Consider the following 21,018-nt stretch of genomic DNA (forward strand, 5'->3'; position numbering starts at 1 on the left):
TTGCAACCCCCCCAACCCCCCAACGACGCTCCGCGTCTTGGCTTTCTCTTGGTTATTTTCCAAATTTAGATTCTGTGTTTTCGTAGCGTTTTGAGACTTTTCGCTTCGCGAATTTTTAGAATTTTTATTGTCTAATTCTTCCAAAATCCCTAACTCTTTTAGAATCTTTATTTCATTTTCACTAATTTTCCCACTTGATGCGTAAATGCTATTTTCATAATAACTTTTCGTGCGTTTATACTGCGAAAAAAATAGATATTTATTGCTCCACTCAAAGTCAAAGGCTTGATTTATCGCTTCACGTAGGGCGTTATCAGCCAAAAATTTATTGCGAGTATTTAGATAAAAGCCCTGCATACCAGCAGGCAAACCATGCGGAAACTCAAGCATTTTAAACCGCCCCGCACTTAACGCACTACCCTTGTAACTATTCGCCCACGCCTTAGCTGAAGGCTCAAAGCGAAAGTCATACTCACCGCTTAGAAAGCCCTGCAGCGCGACATTTTCATCCTTGTAATACTCAATTATAATCTTATCAAAATTATATGCGCCACGATTTACCATTAAGTCTTTTGCCCAGTAGTCCGCGTTTCGCTCATAGGTAATTTGGCTATTAATCTTATAGTTGCTAATGCGATAAGGACCGCTACCTAGCGGGATTCTAAGCGGTTTTAAGCCATAAGTATTCTCATTAGATTCCATATAAAAGTCGCGCGGCACGATATTTAGCTGCGTTAGGATAAAGGGCAGCTCTTTATTTTGCGTATTTTTGAATCTAAATTCGATTATTTCATCGCTTATGACTTTAGATTCTGCCACATCGGCGTAATATCGCGCCTGCGTTGGGTCGCCTTTTTCAATAAGCATATCAAAGCTAAACTTTACATCACTCGCTTTTATCTTGCTCCCATCAGCAAATCTAGCGCGTGGATTAATATGGAATCTAACGCCGCTATAATCACTTGCAATGCTTAGTTTGTCCGCAATTAGCGGATAAATCGCATAAGGCTCATCAAGGCTCTGGCTCATTAATGTATCATAAATTAGATTCAAAGAATCAGCCTTATTCCCTTTCAAAACGAATAAATCAAGGCTATCAAAGCCACCCAAAGCCATCGCTTTAAAAGTGCCGCCCTTTTTTGCATTTGGATTTGCGTAAGGGAGATTTTTAGCATTTTTATGCCGCGGCTCACCTTGCATTGATAACGCGCTAGTCCAAGTTGTATATTTAGATTCTATAGAATCTTTTGTAGATATTTTGCCACGTTCAATATGACTAGAATCTTTAGAATCTAAACACTGCAAAAAAACTAAAATCACAAAAAAGATTCTAAACATTGCTTTTTCCTTGTATATGCCCCATTAACCCACTAAATTTCACTATAGACTTACTGCTATGACATTGTAAATATTTTTTAATGTAGGTAACTCGCATAAGTTTCCTTGTAAAATCTAAATTAAACAGATAAGAAATTTTATTTAAAGTTTTGCACTTGCAATTATAATGATAAACTTACAAGATTACATAAGTAATAAAATATAAAAAAAACCTACAATAGACTTTCTTATACAAACAATGATAAAAAGACATAAAAATGTTACTTTTTTATGCATAAGAATATAATAAAAAATAAAAAATATTTTTATATCTTTTTTTTTTTTTTTTTGTATAATAATATGATTATCTTAATTTTAGATGATATTAAATTTTAAGGACTTAAATATGATTAGAAAACGATTATATATAGGGTTATTGTCATTATTAGCAACTGATATTTTATTAGCAGCTACAAGAGAATACGGAGAAGATGCCTACACAGAGCAGAAAACAAAGCGTTATAGCTTTGAGATACCAGCTGAGTTGCTTTTTACGACTAGTAATTTTTCTGTGCTTGGCAAAAGTGGCTTTACTTTGGGTGTAAGGGTGGGTGGTAGCTTTGTAGATGCTAACTATAGGGGTGCTATATATAAACCTGCTAGTGTCGTGGAATATCAATTAGAGATGACAGCTCCAGGTAGCGAGAATGGGTATATGGGTGGTATCGATATAGGTTATAGGTTATATATTGGGGATAATTGGGGGTTAAGAGGACATCTTGACTATAATTTTTCATACACAAATGGGTATAAAAGAGGACAGGGATTTAGCACTAACAATCCAATTATTACAACGGCTGAAGTTAGTAGATTTGGGCATCTAATCACTTTAAATCTTGATTTATTTTGGAACTATGGTGCTTTTGGTATATATGTTGGCTTAGGTGTGGGATATGAGGGATATACTTTTACATCCAAAAATACCTCAAGATATGCATTTCAGCACACAGGCACACATCCATTAGATGGTAGTGATACGCTTATGGGTAGTTTTCAAGGTGGGGTAGCATTACCACTTAATTTTGGAATTTCGTTTGATATAAACCAACATAACCAAATATCATTGGGTGCAAAATTACCAATACTAGCACAAAAATATAATTATACACAAAGCGTTAGTGGTACTTCATCTAGTGCTTTATATAATCCTACATTTAGTGGGGAAATCCCTTCGTTTAGAAACTACATTGTAGAGCTAGGATATACCTTTACATTTTAGAATCTTTTTTATAAAATTTTACTTTTGTGAAATCTAGATTCTATATTGTTTTGCTAAATTTTTGTATCGAATTTTTTTGCAAATAAGTATCAAATATCATAGCTATGTTGCGGATTAGCATTGTGCCTGTGGGGGTAACTTTTAGGCTAGAATCTTGCAATTCTAATAACTCTAAATCTTGCATAACTTTCAATTTTTCTAACTCATTAGCAAAATAGCTCTTAAAATCGATACTAAACTCACGCGAGATTCTATCAAAGTCCAAAAACGCATTATTCATAAGACTCATAATCACCTCTTTTCGCAAAATATCTTCACTACTCAAATTTATCCCAACATTAACGGGCAAAATGCCGCTATTTAGGGCGTTTTCATAACTTGCAATATCCTTAAAATTTTGCGTGTAATAATCGCGTCCCTCGCCTATTGAAGTAAGCCCAAGCCCGATAGTCTGCGAAAATCCCTTTGTTGTGTAGCCTTGAAAATTTCGCCTAAGCTCGCCCTTTTTTTGCGCCTTTGTTAGCTCATCACCTGGCTTTGCAAAATGGTCCATTCCTATCATTTCATATCCATTATTTGTAAGTATTTTTATAGTTTGTTCTAAAATTTCTAACTTTTGCGTTGGATTTGGCAATAGCGATTCATTAATTTTTTGCATGCTAGATTTTACCCAGGGGACGTGTGCGTAGTTAAAAATGGCAAGTCTATCCGGATTTAGCGATAAAACCTTGCTTAAAGTGTTACTAAAAGTAACAAGATTCTGTGCTGGCAAGCCATAAATCAAATCAAAATTTATAGAATCTACGCCATATTTTCGTGCGATTTTAACGCAAGATTCCACAAGCTCGACACTTTGAATGCGATTAATATTTTCTTGCACGATACTATCGAAATCTTGCACACCAAAACTTACGCGATTAAAGCCATTTTCACGCAAAATAGCCATTTGCTCCTCGTTAAAATATCGCGGGTCAATCTCACAGCTAACCTCGCAATCAGCCGTAAAATTAGGGAAAGTTTTTTTTATTTTCTTAATTATAGAATCTAGTTGTGTCGCACTAAAAAAAGTCGGCGTACCACCGCCAAAATGAAACTGCACGACTTTACGGCTCGTATCCATCGCATTTTCAAGCAAGTCAAGCTCTTTTTGCAGATACTCAATGTAGCGCACTTTCTTGCTCTCGCTATTTGTGTAAATCACATTGCAGCCGCAAAAATAGCACGCGCTCTTGCAAAATGGCAAGTGCGTATAAAGTGAAAGCGGCGTATCAGGGTAGCTCTCATCGGCGCGTTTCAGGGCGTTTTGCAACGACTTAGCGTTAAAATTTTTATTAAATTCATTTGCCGTAGGATAGCTTGTGTAACGTGGTCCGGGCTTTGAGTGCGTGGCAAGTTTGCTAAAATTGATTTGCTTTGACATAATTTTCCCTTAAAAATATTATGAATTTTGTAACTTTTAGAATCTAGATTCTAACACCTAAACACACAAAAAATCTTATACTGCGTTAAGAATCTAAAGAAATAATTATATCAAATAATAACTTTTATGATAACAAAATAAGACAAATATTCTATAATATTTAAAATAACAATATAGATAATAATTAGATATATTCTAACTTATAATAAAGTAAAATTTGAAAATATGTAAGATTATGTATTCTATGGTTAGCAAAATTATTAGTAAAAATAAATATTTTTTGTGTGAAATTATAGTAAAAAAATTGTTAAGTCCAAATTCTTTAATGCTTAAAAATAATAAAAAAAATCCGCCGATACTGCCACTAAGGGCGATTATAAGGTAGCGATATTGCCATAAGATTCCATTAGATTCTATAGAGTCTGTTGGGTAAAAATATCGCATATAAAGGATGAAAAATGCTGATAATAGGACGCCTACAAATAGCGATAACACCGAGATTTTCGCCGCTTTTGCCTGCTTTTTATAAGAGTAAAGCCAAAGGGAGAAAATGCGCGCTAAGCCAAAGGCAAGGAGTCCAACCATGTAGCCAAAAAACGCGTCTGCGACCAAGAATGTATCGGCGCGTGTAAAGTGTCCGCGTTCAAAAAGTAGCCATATTATTTCGTTTCGTAACATTATGCCGCCTAACGTGCAAAGGCTAAGTGTTACAAAAAGAAACCAAAAGGCTGTTTTTAGGCTTGTTAATGCGGTGCTTTCGTCTTTGTTTTTGATTGCCTTTGCGACACTTGGGAAAAGCGCGGTGCTTATGGCGATGGCAAAAATGGCAAGTGGTAGCTGGAAGATTCTATTAGCGAAATTTAGCACGGATACGCCGCCTTCACTTTGTGGTAAGAGTGTGACTAGGCTAGAGTCGATTACGGCGATAATTTGCGCACTTGATGCTCCTAGCATCGCGGGGAAAAAGGCTTTGAAAAAGACTTTTATGTCGTGGATTAGGGTTAGGAATTTGTGTTTTGCGTGGATGAATTGTATGCGTTTTTGGGCGTTTTGTGTGCTATTTTGGGTAGCAAGGGCTTCAAAGTGACTTTTATTTTCAGTGGGTGGGCAATGGTGGGACGTTGAAATAAAGGCGGTTTGAAGCCCTTGCGAATCTTTTATTTTAGATTCTATAATATTTTTAGAATCTAATTGCAAATTTTGTAATTTATTAGAATCTAAACTTTTAGATTCTATAATTTCTTTAGAATCTTGTTTATTTATAGAATCTAAATTAACGTCATTGTTAGAATTTTTACTAGATTCTATAACTTTATTAGAATCTAATTGCGAATTTTGTAAGTTATTAGAATCTAAACTTTTAGATTCTGTAATATTAGTGGAATTTCTTAGAATCTTTATCCACTTCCATAACGATTTAAATCCAACATATTGCAAAAGCCAGATTTTCGCCCCATACATCGGGTAAAAATGTAACATTATTTGCAAGATTCCACCCACCAAAACGCTATAACTAATCACATAAACGCACTCTAGCATATCCATATTGTTACTTTTTGCTACAATCATAGCACTTATCATTGCTACATTTAGTAACACCGTGTTATACGCATTCACCCAAAAAATGCTTTTATACTGCAAAAGAGTGCTAAGATAAGTCACAATGAAAATGAGAATAAGATACCAAAAATGAATACGCACAAGCGGCGTAGCCAAGGCAATCCTATCAGCATCATAGCCAAGTGCCAAAATCTGCGTAATAAAAGGCGCACACCACATCACAAGAGCGCTTAAAATCAGCAGAAAGAAAAGAAAAATAAAAAAAATACTTACGCTAAATGCGCCCTTATTTCGCGCACTAAGGAAAAACGGCAAAAAACTTTGCACAAACGCACCCTCGCTTACAATGCGCCGAAACATATTTGGAAACTTGAACGCAATAAAAAAAATGTCGCTATAAATGCTAACGCCAAGAGTGCTAGCCTGCAGGGCATCGCGAATGAAGCCAAAAATGCGCGAACACATAATCCCACACGCATTTGTCAAAAAAAACTTTTTAAGACTTTTGCTTTTTGGATTTTTTTCACTGCTTTTTTTGGGAATTTCTGGCGTGTTATCGGCTTTGGTTTTATGATTTTTTAACTTATCATCGCTTATTTTTTTAGGATTTTCCATCGCATTATCACTTATTTTTTCGTGGCTTTCTAGTGTATTATCACCTATTTTAAAGACTTGTTTTTTATTTTCTTGCAAAATAGATTCTGTATTTTCATTAGAATTTTTAAGATTAGATTCTAAATTTTGCTTAAAATTTTGCATATTTTTAGAATCTTTAGAATCTTTAATTTTAGATTCCGTATTTTTATTAGAATCTTGCAAACTAGATTCCAAATTTTGCTTAGAATTTTTATAACTTTTAGATTCCACAATTTTCTCACAATTTAAACTAAAATGTAAAATTATAGAATCTTTTTGTGATTTTAGATTCCATAACACTAATATTATTAATAATAAAATATTTAAAGCAATGTATTGTAAGATTAAAAATTATGCTAATTTAAAAAACTAACATATTTAATTTTTTAAATCACAATGTAGATTTCAAAAAGCTTCCTAGAATCTAAGCCCTAAAAATTCCCAAGTTTAAGGGCTTCGCCGATAGTTTTCCCACGCAAATTTTCCACTGATGAAACAGGAGAAACATTTGTAGTATTTGGATTGCTCTCACTAAGAACGCGAATAGCCTCCATACTAGCCTTTATCTCCTCTTTTTTAGAGTCGATATATTTATTCAGCGCACTAAACTCACGTCTATCCAAAAACGGCACAGGGCTGGGCATTTCAAAGCTCACATTATGCTCGCCCATACTAACACTTAGCTCAGTGTCAAACAAATATTTGTCGATAAACTTCGTATTCGCAATCAAATCGCGCGCCTGCGAAATCAAAATCTCGCTCATATTCACATTCGCTGGGTCGCTAGAATCTTCCTCCAAGCTAAACTCGATTTTTGAAACAATCGTTTGCAACTTGTTGATTTTCGCACTTAGCACCTGCAAGCAGCCCACAAGCTCGTTTGCCGCCTTAATACCCTCGCCAAATCTGTGCGTTTGAATCTTACTCTGCCTTGTCGCATTCAGCATAATGTCCTCTGCACCCTCTAGCCCACTTAAATGTTTTTTGAATGTTTGCAACATATCCATAACAAATCCTTTAATAAAAATTCACAATTCTAAGCAAATAATATGCCAAAATCTAGCTTATATCCTTCCTTGCTCTCGTGCTATTTATAATATCGACAAATACAAATAAACTTTAAGTAAAATCGTTAAATTTTAATTTAGAATCCATTTTAGATTATTAAAATTTAGTATGGTTTAACGTTCTGTTCTTTGTTTAAGAATTTATGGCTTTGTTATGTTATTTATTTTTGTACGATAGTCTAGCATAGTCCATCTTCCATGATTATCGTGGTAGCTAGTCTGCCTATGAGTTTGGGGCGTTTTTTATCTTTGCTTTGATTGCTTGTTCCCACATACAACGCCTTAATGTTATTTTGTCCTATTGTATGTAGACATTCTAAAAGTCTCCTTGCTTTGTTTTTATCATCTTTATAGTTTAGCATTACACCTTTGTTATTAAACTTTCTTGTGTGAGTAAAGTAATAGTCTTTGTAGTCATTTAGAATTTTTAAGGCTTCATTATAAGTATCAATAGCTAATTTATCTCTTTTGTCTTCTAAAGCATTGAATTGTTGATATAGACTATTTTTATCATCGCTCTTTGGGACTTGATATTTAAGTATATTATCTATGCTTATATTTGGCTCTTTGTCTATAATATCGCCATTACTGCTAATATCCTTATGATTAAACCAAGTATAATCTGGTATTTGCTTATCTATATCTAGCTCTACATCATTTATGTCTTTTGCTCCTCTTTTTTCATTTATTACTAGTAACTTTAGAATTTTTTCTGTGATTTGTTGTGATAGTTCTTTAGAATCTTTCATTAAATCTAGCAAGTCTGTTATAATAAATCCCTTAGATTCTAAATCAGCAGCAAGAGATTTAAGAGTATCATAATGATAGCTTAGAAAAGAGCTTGTTTTATTGTAGATTTTATATTTATTGATATTTTCTACATTATAAGCATGATAAAGGGCTTTTTGAGTATGATTAAAATCTTTGCTTATAACAAGTGGGATAATAAGTGTAGTGTTGCTATGTCTTTTGGGATTAGATTCTAATACATAGCTAAACTCATTAGGGATAGAGAAATATTTTAGCGGCAAAGAAAGAATCTTATTTGTGATATTTGAGATAAATGGATAAGTTAGTAAATCTAGTGTTTGAGATTTAATGTTTTTAGATTCTATATATTGTAATGAAGTTGTGCTAATTTCTTGTAATGACACATTAGATTCTTGTAATGATGAAGAATTTCTATAATTCCAAAGATATGACACACTTCCTGCTATGCCTGCTAAACTTAGATTTTTAATCTTCTTAAGAGCTTCTCTTCTTTGAATGTTTAAGGATTTTGATTTCATTATTAACACCTTTGTATTTGAGTTTAATCTTTAATATTATGTATTTTAGCATAATCTAGTATTTTTTGACGAAGTTCAGCAGGGAAAGATTCTCTATATATTGCTGGGATTCTAGGGTCTAGCTTAGAATCTAGTTTACCTTCTTTATAAAGTCCCTCTAAATATTCAGGGATATAGTAAGTTGGAGCATTTGGGTAGCCTTGTGGGGGTGTTACTGCCATGATTTTGGCTTCTAAAAGCATAATATTTAGATATAAATCTACTTGTTCTTGTGTCCAATCGTTAGAGAATTCTAAATCGTATCTATCCAAAACAAATCCTTGATTATTAAACTCTCTCCTTGTTTGTTCTGTTGATTTTGGATCTCTCGGGTCTAAGAGTTTTCCTTCTTGTATTTTACCGCCAAATATTCTAAGATTATTTCCCTTTCCATCTGTAGCAGCTCTATCCACTACATTAAAATCCATAATCCAATCCACTCCTATTATTTCATCTATATATGGATACATACCAAATTTATCTGGTTTTATTTTTTTAACTATACTTTTTACTTGAGCTTCTCTTAGTGGGCTAGCATATTGCCCCTCATTAAATAAGGCATAACCATAATGAGCTTTTTCTGTCATATTGCCTAGTTGAGTATATAGTACACCCACTTGATACATCCTTGATGTAAAACCATGTCCTGTGTTTGTTTCTCTAAAACCATTAATATCTCCTAACATACCTGCTGCTATATTCCATTCATTCATTGCTAAATATCCATCACTTATATGATTTACACCTCTATTTTCATCTACTATTTCATATAATTCTCTATATTCTTCATTAATCATATTACCTTCTTCATCTATATTAGCTATAGCATCTAATGGTATATCTATTACACTACTTCTTATACCACTTCTTATTACTAAATATTTATATCTTTCTCTTTTAGTTTTTAAAGATTCATAATAAGCTTTTTCTTTTTTAGTCCAAGGGGCTATTACTCCTTTAGGTGGTTCTTTTAGATATAGATTCTGCCATTCTTTAAACTTTGTAAGATTAGATTGTTGTCCTGTGTAATAATTAGGGTCTAGGTAGTTTGGTTTGTAGTTTTTATGAGCATTTTTCATTAGTTCCCAAGCGTCTAAGAGAGCTTTGGAGTGTTGCTCATTATATTTACCACCACCAATTTCTCCATTATCATTCATTCTTCTTGTAAGTTTCACAAGATTTGTTTGTTTATCTATCTGTAAAATAAGCCCATTTATTGTATGAAGTTCATTAGGCGGAACATCTTTATATTCATAATACATATCGTATCCTTATTATTTGAATTTTATAAATATTTTAACGATCAACCTATCCATAATCCATCCTCCATTATTATTGTTGTGGCTAGACGTCCTATGAATTTAGGGCGTTTGGGTTTTTGCGAATCCGCGTTTTGTTCATTTGTTCTTTTATTGCTTGGAGGTAAAGGAACTTTATTTTTAGAAGTTAAATTCTCATCATTTATCCCCACATACAATGCCTTAATATTATTTTGTCCTATTATTTTAAGATTTTCTAATAGTTCTTTTATCTTTGCTTGATAATTATTATTATGTTGCGTATTCATATTGTTGTTTGCTATATCGCTAAGTATATCTATACATTTGTTATAGCAATCTATTGCTTTAATCTCTTTATTGCCATCCAAAGCCTTAAAATCTTGTAGTTTTTTTTCATCTCTTAATTTATAAAACTCTTTGTTAGTTTTTAAAATATCTACACTTGCTGTATTGAATCCATTTGCAAAGAAATCTATATCATTGATATAATAATTTTTAGATTTGCTTACCCCTCTTAACTCATCTAATAGTATATAACCTAGTAGCTTTTTTATTACATAATCTTTTGTTATAGCTTCATTTAGTTGCTTTGATTTAGGGGTATAACTATAAGCTATACCGCTATGGTATTTTAGCCCTCCTGTGCAAAGTTTGCTTCCGTATACCATTGCGTGTAAATCAAATCCCATATAAGCATTGTATATTTTCATTGGAATTGTTACAAATTCTTCTCTATTTACAGCATAAGGAAGATTGTATTTATATCTTAATTTTTTATAATATATATATTCATATTTATCTTTAAATTCTTCAGCATATAATGGAAATTCTTTTTTTATCCAAGCTACCATAAAACCTTGTGCCATACTAACTCCAACCCCTTTGAATATATCTTTTGTTAAATTTTTAAATTCTAATTTATTTATCATATTTAAAGCATAATGCACGCTAATTGTTGTTGTGGTTTTGATTTGTGTTGTAGAAATTATTTGTTGTATATATAACGTGCGTGTGCTAATGATTAGCTTATAAAGTGTTTGCGTGTTATATTTTTCTTGATATATATTAATTGTTTTATCAAATTTTAATATAGCAAGTATGCCTAATTCTTTGGCTACAATATGAGTAAATTTATCACTCAAAGACTTACTTTTTACTTGTTTGTCAAAAATACATATTGCAAAATAATGTATTAACTTACCCACAAAGTTGGGATTTTCATCAAAATAACTTGCAAAAGGAATAATAGAAAATAAACCCTGTTTTATAATTTGCTGAATAGAAATTTTATTAATTTGTTCTTGTATTATATGTTTTTCTATATCACTTGGAATTTTTTTATTTAATTCATTAAATGCTTTTTGCTCTTCTTGCTCTAATTGTTGTATATCCGCATTTTTTTCTTCTAATGAATTTATGCTTTTTTTAAGCAAATTAAATATGTTTGTATAAAACTTTTCTTCATTTCGTATCTTTACATCGCAAATATCATCAATCATTTCATATATTCTTAAAACATTTTGTTTGGTTTTTAATTCATTTTCTTCTACTTCTTTTGATAAAGCAATATATATTTTTTTATCATTTATATTTATATAAGCATTTTTTACAAATATATACAAACTATGATAATTAGGTATTATATAAGTTTGAAACCATCTAGTATTGCTATAAAAACTTTCTTTAAACTCTTGGTTGCGTGGAGATAAGCTAGATGATGGTGTGTTAGAATCAAATTCATTCTTTAATATATATAACATAACTATTATAGAGATTACATCTTGTGGAGAATATTCTGTATTTTCTTCTATAATTTTATTTGTTAATTGTTTGGTAAGGTATATTTTGTTTTCATTAATTTTGTCAAAAAAATCCTGTGTAATTTTTAAAAATTCCTTAGCAAAATTTTCTTGCTTCTCTGTAATTTCTTCTATATCTTTTGGAGTTTGAAAGAAACTATCTATATATTCAAGTTCTTGTAATAAAGATTCGTTATATGTTTTTTTAAGCCATTTTGTTTCTAAAAAGCTTGTTGCATAATTTCTATAATCTTTGGCTAAATCATCTGGAAGTTTTGTAAATAAAGAAAGTTGCAAAACAATATGTTTAAATATCTTATTGTCTTGCTTGATTATATAATTACTATAATCTATGTTTGGATTATGTTTTTTACTTAATGATTCTTGCTGTCTTTTGTGATTTGTAGAATTTTGTGGTGTAAGTCCTATTACATTCATTACTTCTTTTGTTAATCCTGCATTAAGCACACTTGGAGCTTCGGTAATAAAAAGATAGCCTTTTTCTTTGTATGATGATGAATATTGTTCTTGTAAAGCTTTTTCTTTCATTATTTCTATAAATTTTGTTGAATTTAAGTCTGTATATTCCGCAAAAAAAAAGAATCTAAGTTTTTGAATATTGTTTGATATATGTTTTTTAAGATTATATTCTTTATCGTTAATGTTAATAATATTATATTCAGAATCTATATTTTTATAAGTTTTTTCTTCTTTAAATATAGCAGACAAGTTATCTATAAAGCTTGATTCTATTTTTCCTTTAATAAAAGTGCTTTGGATTGGAAGTTTTGTCTCTATCATATCATTATAAATTGAAAAATCAATAAAATTGTTATCATAAAATAATAATTCATTCATTAAATATTTTTTGCATAGATTGACTATTGGAGCAAATTGGCTAACAAATAAATCAACAAGTGACAAAATTATTGCATAATATACTATTTCATTATCAGATTTCACCATATTTATGGTTTCACTTACACCAGTCCATAAACTATCAATAATTGTTGCAGGTTTTTTAGTAATACTTTTAAATAAATTTTTTGTATCAAAGTCTATAATATTTACTAAAACAATGAGTATTGTCCTAAGAAATTTCTTTCCAATTTGTTTATTTTGACTTTTTTCTATATTTGAATATAAGTTTTGGATAATATCTTTAATGCTATTTTTAGCCAGCGGAAGAATATTATTTGTAAAATATTGAGAATCTTGTATATTATTTATGTTGGCTAGTAAACTTTTTTCAAATGATTGTAATATTTTTGATAATTTATCTTTATTTATAGTTTTAATAACATCATTTAGGCTTTTAGCTTCTATAAATTCTTTTTTAATGGCATTTATAAAAGTGTTCCAAGGTTGTTCTTTGGGCTGCAAGAAAAATGCTTTACAATATTGTCTAAAATTATTATTAGTGTTTTCAAAGTATATATTATTATCTACTTGTGTTGCATCTCCTTTATCTTGAATCTTTAACAAACCGACATAATATTCTTTGTTGTATTCCAGATTATTATAAAGTGTTTGTTTATTTAGCATATCCATAAAATAAGCTGTTGCATTATCACTTTTCATAAACATATTATTTCTTATATAACTATAAAGATTATTACATAAATTATGATTAGTGAATCTAATATTATTTTTAGAAAATAAAATTATTTTATTACTATATTTAATTTGATTAATTTGCTTATATATATTCTTTAAATCACTTTCAATTGCAATAAATGTTAAATCTTGTTTCATAACTTAATTTCCTTGCTTATCTTAAATATCTTAATATCTCAATTTATTATATCTATTTTTATGTCATTATTTTATACTTTGCGATACGCATGTTTTACTCTTTGGTATTATTGTGTAGTCTTTGACATAAAATATAGCCTTGCTAAATAATCCCTGTTGTAATACGCCTTCAAAACGATAAATATTGCAAATAGGAGATATGCCTTCACTTTTACTAAATTCCATTTCTTGTTTTGTATTTTCAAATTTTAAATCCAAATCTAAGCCAATAAGTGAATTATTCTCTATTTTCTCTAACTCTATTATACGTTTTATTTCTGTATTAAGACTTGCATTTTTATCTAAGTCAATTTCACTATCCATCAGTCTATTTTTACTATTTTCTACCATAATTATTCTATATCTAGGACATTCACACGCATACATCATATTTATAGCATATAATGAAATGGGCTTATTATCATTACAAGCACATAACATTAGCATTAATGCAGTCAGTATGTATTTTTTCATATTATTATGCCTTGAAGTTTTATCATTCCTTGTTGTGTAGTTGTTTTTAATGACTTTTCCATTTGTCATAGCTTAAATCATTACAAAAGATTTAAAACTATATTTCAAATTTGACTTTATTATATTATCAAATATCTTAGATTCTATAATTAATATATTTTTTAAGTTCCCATATCTTTCCCCATAACTAAAATACATCTCAAGGATTTGTTTTTCTTTTTTTATCGTTTTGAAGTGTTGTAGAATCTTTACTAGAGTTTATCTCTCCCATAAATTATCATTATATCCGCCATTTATTATATCCACTCTTAAAGTGTTAGAATCTTTACTAGATTCTATAAATTTATCTAATCCATTTGCTAGATTAATATTAATAGAATCTAGTTTGGTAGGTGATAATAATGTGATTATATAATGCACTAAAGGTTCTCCATTTAAGCCTACTTTTGTATAGTCTTCTTGTTGTATTTCTTTGCATTTACAATAGTTATAAAGATATTGAAATCTACCTACGCCATAGTCTTTATCTTTATAATCTTCATAAGCTTTTTTAAATATTTTTGGAATCTTTTGCGGGATAACAAATATCAAAGTGGTAAGGTTAGAATCTAGCTGTAAATCTAGTGATTTAATATCATAATTTTCATATTCTTGTTTTAACTTAGAATCTAAATCGTTAAAAACAAAATTAGATTCTATATAATCATATTCTTTTATTTTATTTAAATCTTTTAAGTCTTGCAAAGTTATATTTATAGAATCTAGCGGATTTTCACTACTAGATTCTATAATCTTATCATTTAACTTTATTGCATAAACAGGCAAGTTATCTTTTTGAAATCTATCTATTTTATAATGCACTCTTAAACTTGGCTTAGTTAGATTTATGTTAGATTCTATAGAATCTAAGTTTTGTTTAGAATCTAATGTAGGTTTTGGTGAGTTTATTTTAAAAGTGTTTGTTTTTGGTGTAATAATTAATAAGAAACCTTTATCGCTAAATATATTTCCAGCGACTAAATCTTGCATTATAGGATAGTCATCATTATATTTTTTTAAAGCACGAGCAGCAGGTAGTATAACACTTACAAGATTGCAAGGAGTTGGCACTCCTAAGATAGTATTTTGACAACCTATTATTTGAGAATTTAATAAATCAGATTCTAAAATCATTGATTTATTGTTTGATTTAAATGGCTTTCCTTTGTTTGATTGTAGCTTTACTATTCCACCATGAATACATTTGATTTTATTATCTTCTAAGATAGGACAAAGCATTGCTGTAGATTCTATAACTTTTTCGTCATTGCGAGAAGCTTTAGCTTCGTGGCAATCTATTTGTTTTTGTAGAATCTTCTTTGCTTCTTTAGATTTAGATTCTAACTTTATATTTAAACTAGATTCTAAGATTGAATAATGTAATATCGTTAAGACTTTAGAATCTAAAAACACTTGCAGGGTTTGTGTAGAATCTCACAATCACTTTGCACCATAATCAACTTTTTCATCTTTGATATTATGTTTTTTGGCGTATTCTAGTATTTTTTGACGCAATTCATTGGGGAATCCTATTCTTTCTATGGCTGGGATTCTAGGGTCTAAATTAAAGTCTAAAATGCCTTTTTCAAACTTTTCTTCTATTTCTTCTGGAAAATAATAAAATGGTGCGTTTGGATAGCCTTGTGGTGGTGTTATCGCTAGAATCTTAGAACGTAAAATAACTCTTTTTGAATGTCGCTCTACTACATAATCTTCCCAATCTGCTTTAAAACCTTGAGCATCATAAGGATTCTTATACCAATTCATAGCCACTTTGCGATATTTATCTCTAGTTTCTTTGGTAGCTTTAGGGTCTATTGGGTCTAATAATTCTCCACTTTCAACTTTTTTTTCTAAAAACTCCCAACGCAAAAAGCTAGGGTCGCCTTCATAATTTGTCCTATTTAATTCTTCATAAAAACTTGCATTAATATGCTCTGTTAAAAATGGTCGCAGTCCATACTCATCTTTTGGAATCTTTTTAAGGAATTTATACATATCCTTTCCAATTCTTAATTCATCATCAAATCCTAATTGCATTGATAGAATCTCAGCTTGTCCTTCTCTTGTAGCAAATCCCCATCGATTTAATCCATAACTAGCCCATTGAAAAGTATCTTTATTACCCAATATTCCTGCTGTTATACACCATTCTGCAGCACTTAATTCTCTACTTAGACTATTAGTATAAGATTTTACCGCATCATAGCTTCCATGTTTTAAGGCTAATTCAAACCAATATTCTGGTGTTTTTATGACATTTATGTTTTTATATGCTTCATCTGAGTTTTTAGTACTTTCGTGATATAAATACATACCATAATACGCATCGGGGAGATTATATTTTTTTATCAATGCAAGTAAAATGTCAATGGATTTTTTTGTTTTTTCTTTGATAAAAGGCTCGATTGCTCTTAGGGCTGGGCACAAATCTTCTTTGCGGTCGTATGGTTTTGCTGATAATACTTTTGCTATATAATAGTCTTCATTCATATATACTTCGGCTAAAAGCAATCCAGCCTTATAATCTCCACTCTTGCTATACACAAACTCAAGCTTTTGTATCACACTCTCAAACATAGTATGTCTTGTTATATATATTTGCCTTCTCTCTTCATTGCTTTTGCCATAAAACATTGTCCCTTTTATTATATCTAGCAGAGTTTCATACTCCTTTTTTGCCTTATCATAAGTCTCTATATATATTTTTTCTTTTGCTCTTTCATACTCACGCATAGCATTTGGTGGCAATGTAATTATTGCACTTCTTATCCCACTTCTTGTAACAAGATAGTTGTATCTATCTCTACCATTTAGACTTTTATAATAAGCTTTTTCGCTATTAGTCCATGGAGCTACTTTTATCCCTTTCATACCACCTTTAAGATAGAGATTTTTCCAATTTAGCACATATAAATTTGCATTTCTATATCCTCTAAAGCCCTGCATATCAGAATCTTTTTTGAAAATAAGAGGTTTATAATTAATATATGGCGAAGCATTCATAGCTTCTCTTGCATCAATTATCATTTTAGATTTTATATCTATGGCTTTTGTAAGGTCTGGGTATTTTTCATTTGGATATTTACCATTTGGCATAATAAGATTTGTCTTTGCATCAAATATTACTTCTAATCCATTTGGTGCTATTATTGTATAAGTTTTTACTCCGCTATCAAATAAGAACATAATTTTTCCTCTAATGTTATTTCTCTATTTTGCTCTATTTCTTGTCTTATTTCTTTTTTACGCCATTACAATCATAACTAGAAAAGCTAGATCTACCACAAATAGATAGTGCACCAAGTGCTACTTGTCTATCTATATCATCTTGTATGATTTGAAGACTTCGTTTGCAGATTCTCTCAAATTTTGGCTTTTCTTTTATAAAGCCTATGGTAAAACCAATTGGCAGTATAACCATTGCTTGAATAAGTATTTGTTTTTTGCTTTTTGGTTTTGGATTAAATATATATTTTATTGCTTTTATTATTCTATCCATATTTTTATACCTTTATCCTAAATATAGTCCATCTTTTTGTATAATCGTTGTTGCTATGCGTCCAAATATCTTTGGCTCACCCACTTTATTTGTCTCGGCTACTCCTTCATAAATCGCTAAAATATTATTTTTTGCGATATTTCTAATAGATTCTACAAACTTTCTTGTATGTGTTGTTTTTGGTTTATTATCAATCATATCGGCTAAATAATCAATGCAAAAGTTATAAGAATCTACAATGATATTTGTGCTTTGATTTGCTTGTGGATTAAATATTATATCTTGTTTTTTACACTGCTTTTTGTTTAGTTTATAAGATTCTATAATTTTATCAATTTTGCCTTGTAATTGTTTATTATTATAATCTAGTTTATATTTTTGTTTTAATTCTATTCCGCTACTAATATCCATTCTAAGCATATTCTCATAAAAGTCTTTATCTTGTAATCCACCTCTTAGCTCATCTGGGATGATAAAAGCTAGAATCTGCTTTATTATTTCTTGCCTTGTAAATGCACTTTGATTAGTTATGTTGCCTTTCATTGTGCGTTTTTGCAGTGCTGCATACAATAATATATTTGGAGATATTTCTAATCCACCAGTGCTTAAATTTCCGCCAAATAATCCATAAGCAAAATTATAAATAATCATTCTAGAATCAATTGCCATAGGATAAGTAAAAAATGTATTATTATCCATAAGCAATGGTGCATTGTGTATATTGTGTAATTTAGATTCTAAGATATTATATTTTTCTAAGAGCGTTTTAGAATCTGTTTTAAATAAAGATTTTATAATATTTGTAAATATGGAATCTGCTATGCTAAGAATAACAGCAAAAGATATTTGTTTTGCCATTTCTATGCCCATTGTTTTTGCTATTGTATTTTTTGTTTGTGTATTATTTGCCTGTATTGTGATGTATGTTGGCTGTTTTATTTGTTTATTGTTGTTATCTATAATAATTAATTTTATATGATTATTTTCTTTGTTTATAATCAATTTATTTCCAGCTCTATCTAGCTTTATTGTATTATCTTTACTTAATGTTTTTATATCTATTTGATTTAATAAATTATTAATTTGAGTATTTTTCTTTATATTATTTGAAATTTTTATAGAATCTTTTTTATAATTAAAGGCTGTTTGCAATGTTTCTAGTGTTGCATTTTTTATTATAATAGCTAGATTTGTATTAGTAGCAACACTAAGTAAGGATAATATAAATTTACCTTCTTTTTGAGCTACGTATAATGCAAAAGCAAATGTTATAAAAAGTATTGATATAGCTTCTATTGTTTTACTTTGCGTATCAGCAAAAAATACCTTTGTAGTGGGCAATAGATTTGTAAGTATATTTTCAGCAATAGATTGCATAATAAGTGGTAGTGCTTTATTTAAATTATTATCGCTAAAGTTTATATATTGCTCTTTTATACTATTACTTATAAACGCAAGGCTGAGCTTATTTATATCTTGTGAAAATGGATGTAATATAATATTTTTTGTAAGTTTTATTTCACAATCATTATTTTCATTGTTTTTATACGCATTTATAGCTTCTTTAATTTGATTTTTTAAGTAAATTAAATTAATTTCTTGTGTTTTATTGTCTTTAAGTAAAAATATTGTTTTGTTATCTTGTAAAGTTGTCTCTATGTTGCTTGTTTTTGCATAAAACTTTACAAACCATCCTTTTTTAATTTCTGCTCCATCTTCTTCTAAATAATACAAAAGCAAAGCTTTTAAAAATATATTTTCTGTTGTATAGACATATTTTTTTTTATCAAAGGCAAAATAATCATTTGAAGTATATTCTTCATATTTTATAGAATCAAATAAAAACTTATAATATTCTATATGCTCTTTAATAAAGGTTTTTTGTAATGTCTTTATAGATTCTATATTTTCATCTTGCAACATAAAGCTTTGTATATATTCTCTATCATCATTTGATAGTAGCTTATTGTCTTTATATTCTCCTTTTTTTGTTTGATTAATTTTTACAAATGGAGAAATATACAAAAAAATATTATCTAATGTCATATCATCGTGTATATAGCCACTATAATCTTGTGTTGGTTTTTGAATTTGCAATTTAGGAGGTTCTGGTCTGCCTTGTATTTGTATATCTAGTGTTTTTATAGCTTGCTGCATACTCCCTGCTTTTTCTTTATTTGGCGGTGGAGTAAGTGTGATATAATTTTTACTTGATTGTGTTGTTATATTCTTTTCTTTTATGGCTAGGGATAACATTGTTGAAGTGAAATTTGGATGTGTGATATAAACAAAATTTGTATATGATTTTGCAAGTTTGCTAAATAAATTATATGCTGGGCTTGTGGTATTAGAATCTATATTTAAAGGAGATATACACATAGATGAATATTCATTATTATCATTTATAGTAAATGGCTTTTTTTGGGTAAGTATGTCTATGATATTTTGTATATTGCCATGATATTTACCTTGTATTATTTGATTAAGTTTTGGTGTAATATTAAAAGATTTTTCTTGTATAAAAAATTTAGATTCTAATCCAGCTAAATCCACAAAATTCCCATCACTATCAAGTAGCATAAAGATATTAGATTCTACAAAACATATCGCAAGGACATCGCTAATATCTTTAAAAAACGCAGTAAGTATAGGCACAGCGACTGCTCTATAATATCTATTATTTTCTAGCTCATTTAGTTCTTTTGATATATCATATATTTCTCTTATAAGCGAAGTAGCCCCTAAGCTTAAAGCAAGAACGATAAAAACACCGCCACTACCAAGTGATAAACACACCCCAACAATACATATACCAACCTTTAATGCTACAAGCAAGGCAGCCCTTCTCTCATCATCTATTGTGTTCTGCTCTGTATTGCTTAGATTTTTTAGAATCTCATTTCTAGCATTCATAAGCTTTGTTTTTATATCTTTTAGTTTTGTTTGTTGTTCTTTTTTATCTTCAATATATGTTTTATAATAATTTGTTACCCTATCCATCAAATCAATAAAAAATTCTTTTATAAATCTTATCCCTATAGAATCTGTATCTTTTATATCATTGAAATTTTTTGTTGTCTTTTGCGGTATATATGCGTTTTTATAATCAAGCAATGCTATATCACCAAAGAAATTATATTGTTCATCCTTTGCTTGTTTTGATATTTTATCTATAAAAATTTCTAATGGATTTTCATCTGCTTTATTGATATATGTAATATTAAGCTTACTTTGCCATTTTTTTCTTTGTTGCTTGTATGTATTTGATAATAAATAATCTAGCTTAACTGAATAAAAACAAAATGTATTTACCTTAGAATTATCTATATAATCATTAAAATCTTTATACAATCTCTCCGCTATAAAATCAGTAGGGGTGATAATCTTTATATCAAGCTGTTTATCTTTAGCTCTTTTTAAAAATCTTTTAATAGAATCTACTATATCTTGGGAGCTATTAGCCTGTGAAATGTTATTTATAGTAATAGTATGTTTTATATCTGTATTATTTTTATTTCCCATT

13 protein-coding genes are annotated in these 21,018 nt (G+C 29.6%); 1 reads left to right on the forward strand and 12 read right to left on the reverse strand.

The features are described from left to right. Nucleotides 1-1,338 (reverse strand): extracellular solute-binding protein (locus LS64_RS11025; RefSeq protein ID WP_238699487.1); only part of this gene is annotated, 1,338 nt, incomplete at its 3' end. Between the two features lie 385 nt (nt 1,339-1,723). On the opposite strand from LS64_RS11025, the gene LS64_RS11030 reads away from it, so the two are divergent. Continuing rightward, entirely contained in the window at nt 1,724-2,596 is an 873-nt protein-coding gene (locus tag LS64_RS11030; protein ID WP_034571173.1) for an outer membrane beta-barrel protein, read from the forward strand. A gap of 40 nt (nt 2,597-2,636) precedes the next feature. Here the strand turns inward: LS64_RS11030 and hemN are convergent, their stop codons facing one another. From hemN to LS64_RS11085, 11 genes are all read right to left on the reverse strand, one after another. After that, nucleotides 2,637-4,016 (reverse strand): oxygen-independent coproporphyrinogen III oxidase, encoded by a 1,380-nt coding sequence (gene hemN / locus LS64_RS11035; protein WP_034571171.1) that lies wholly within the window; start codon nt 4,014-4,016, stop codon nt 2,637-2,639. 195 nt (nt 4,017-4,211) lie between these two features. Then, nucleotides 4,212-6,512 (reverse strand): murein biosynthesis integral membrane protein MurJ, encoded by a 2,301-nt coding sequence (gene murJ / locus LS64_RS11040; protein WP_238699488.1) that lies wholly within the window; start codon nt 6,510-6,512, stop codon nt 4,212-4,214. Nucleotides 6,513-6,643: 131 nt separating this feature from the next. Next, complete coding sequence (locus LS64_RS11045) at nt 6,644-7,219, reverse strand: flagellar FLiS export co-chaperone (protein ID WP_034571169.1); 576 nt, start codon at nt 7,217-7,219, stop codon at nt 6,644-6,646. 239 nt (nt 7,220-7,458) lie between these two features. Continuing rightward, complete coding sequence (locus LS64_RS11050; protein WP_118949303.1) at nt 7,459-8,568, reverse strand: hypothetical protein; 1,110 nt, start codon at nt 8,566-8,568, stop codon at nt 7,459-7,461. Nucleotides 8,569-8,591: 23 nt separating this feature from the next. Further along, on the reverse strand, nt 8,592-9,869 hold the full coding sequence (locus LS64_RS11055) for a hypothetical protein (RefSeq protein ID WP_118949302.1): 1,278 nt from the start codon (nt 9,867-9,869) through the stop codon (nt 8,592-8,594). Nucleotides 9,870-9,910: 41 nt separating this feature from the next. Beyond that, nucleotides 9,911-13,441, reverse strand: coding sequence for a hypothetical protein (locus LS64_RS11060; RefSeq protein ID WP_034573587.1), 3,531 nt, complete (start codon nt 13,439-13,441; stop codon nt 9,911-9,913). Between the two features lie 66 nt (nt 13,442-13,507). Then, nucleotides 13,508-14,023 (reverse strand): hypothetical protein, encoded by a 516-nt coding sequence (locus LS64_RS11065; RefSeq protein WP_237416263.1) that lies wholly within the window; start codon nt 14,021-14,023, stop codon nt 13,508-13,510. A gap of 189 nt (nt 14,024-14,212) precedes the next feature. After that, nucleotides 14,213-15,406 carry a hypothetical protein gene (locus LS64_RS11070; protein WP_118949301.1) on the reverse strand — a complete coding sequence of 398 codons (1,194 nt, stop codon included), beginning with the start codon at nt 15,404-15,406 and terminating at the stop codon, nt 14,213-14,215. A 27-nt stretch (nt 15,407-15,433) separates the two neighbouring features. Next, nucleotides 15,434-17,182: a hypothetical protein gene (locus tag LS64_RS11075; RefSeq protein ID WP_052062556.1), complete on the reverse strand. Its 1,749-nt coding sequence runs from the start codon at nt 17,180-17,182 to the stop codon at nt 15,434-15,436. A 46-nt stretch (nt 17,183-17,228) separates the two neighbouring features. Continuing rightward, nucleotides 17,229-17,495: a hypothetical protein gene (locus LS64_RS11080; protein WP_034572599.1), complete on the reverse strand. Its 267-nt coding sequence runs from the start codon at nt 17,493-17,495 to the stop codon at nt 17,229-17,231. 12 nt (nt 17,496-17,507) lie between these two features. Next, complete coding sequence (locus LS64_RS11085; RefSeq protein WP_034572601.1) at nt 17,508-21,017, reverse strand: hypothetical protein; 3,510 nt, start codon at nt 21,015-21,017, stop codon at nt 17,508-17,510. Nucleotide 21,018: the final 1 nt, after the last annotated feature.

The organism is Helicobacter saguini (genome assembly GCF_000762875.2).
GTDB classification, from domain to species: Bacteria; Campylobacterota; Campylobacteria; order Campylobacterales; family Helicobacteraceae; genus Helicobacter_A; species Helicobacter_A saguini.

What these genes read in the sequence shown, in the direction of transcription:
- LS64_RS11050 (WP_118949303.1), bottom strand. Translation starts at nt 8,568, where the DNA reads ATGAAATCAAAATCCTTAAACATTCAAAGAAGAGAAGCTCTTAAGAAG.
- LS64_RS11075 (WP_052062556.1), bottom strand. Translation starts at nt 17,182, where the DNA reads ATGTTCTTATTTGATAGCGGAGTAAAAACTTATACAATAATAGCACCA.
- LS64_RS11080 (WP_034572599.1), bottom strand. Translation starts at nt 17,495, where the DNA reads ATGGATAGAATAATAAAAGCAATAAAATATATATTTAATCCAAAACCA.
- LS64_RS11045 (WP_034571169.1), bottom strand. Translation starts at nt 7,219, where the DNA reads ATGGATATGTTGCAAACATTCAAAAAACATTTAAGTGGGCTAGAGGGT.
- LS64_RS11060 (WP_034573587.1), bottom strand. Translation starts at nt 13,441, where the DNA reads ATGAAACAAGATTTAACATTTATTGCAATTGAAAGTGATTTAAAGAAT.
- LS64_RS11055 (WP_118949302.1), bottom strand. Translation starts at nt 9,869, where the DNA reads ATGTATTATGAATATAAAGATGTTCCGCCTAATGAACTTCATACAATA.
- LS64_RS11030 (WP_034571173.1), top strand. Translation starts at nt 1,724, where the DNA reads ATGATTAGAAAACGATTATATATAGGGTTATTGTCATTATTAGCAACT.
- hemN (WP_034571171.1), bottom strand. Translation starts at nt 4,016, where the DNA reads ATGTCAAAGCAAATCAATTTTAGCAAACTTGCCACGCACTCAAAGCCC.
- LS64_RS11085 (WP_034572601.1), bottom strand. Translation starts at nt 21,017, where the DNA reads ATGGGAAATAAAAATAATACAGATATAAAACATACTATTACTATAAAT.
- LS64_RS11065 (WP_237416263.1), bottom strand. Translation starts at nt 14,023, where the DNA reads ATGACAAATGGAAAAGTCATTAAAAACAACTACACAACAAGGAATGAT.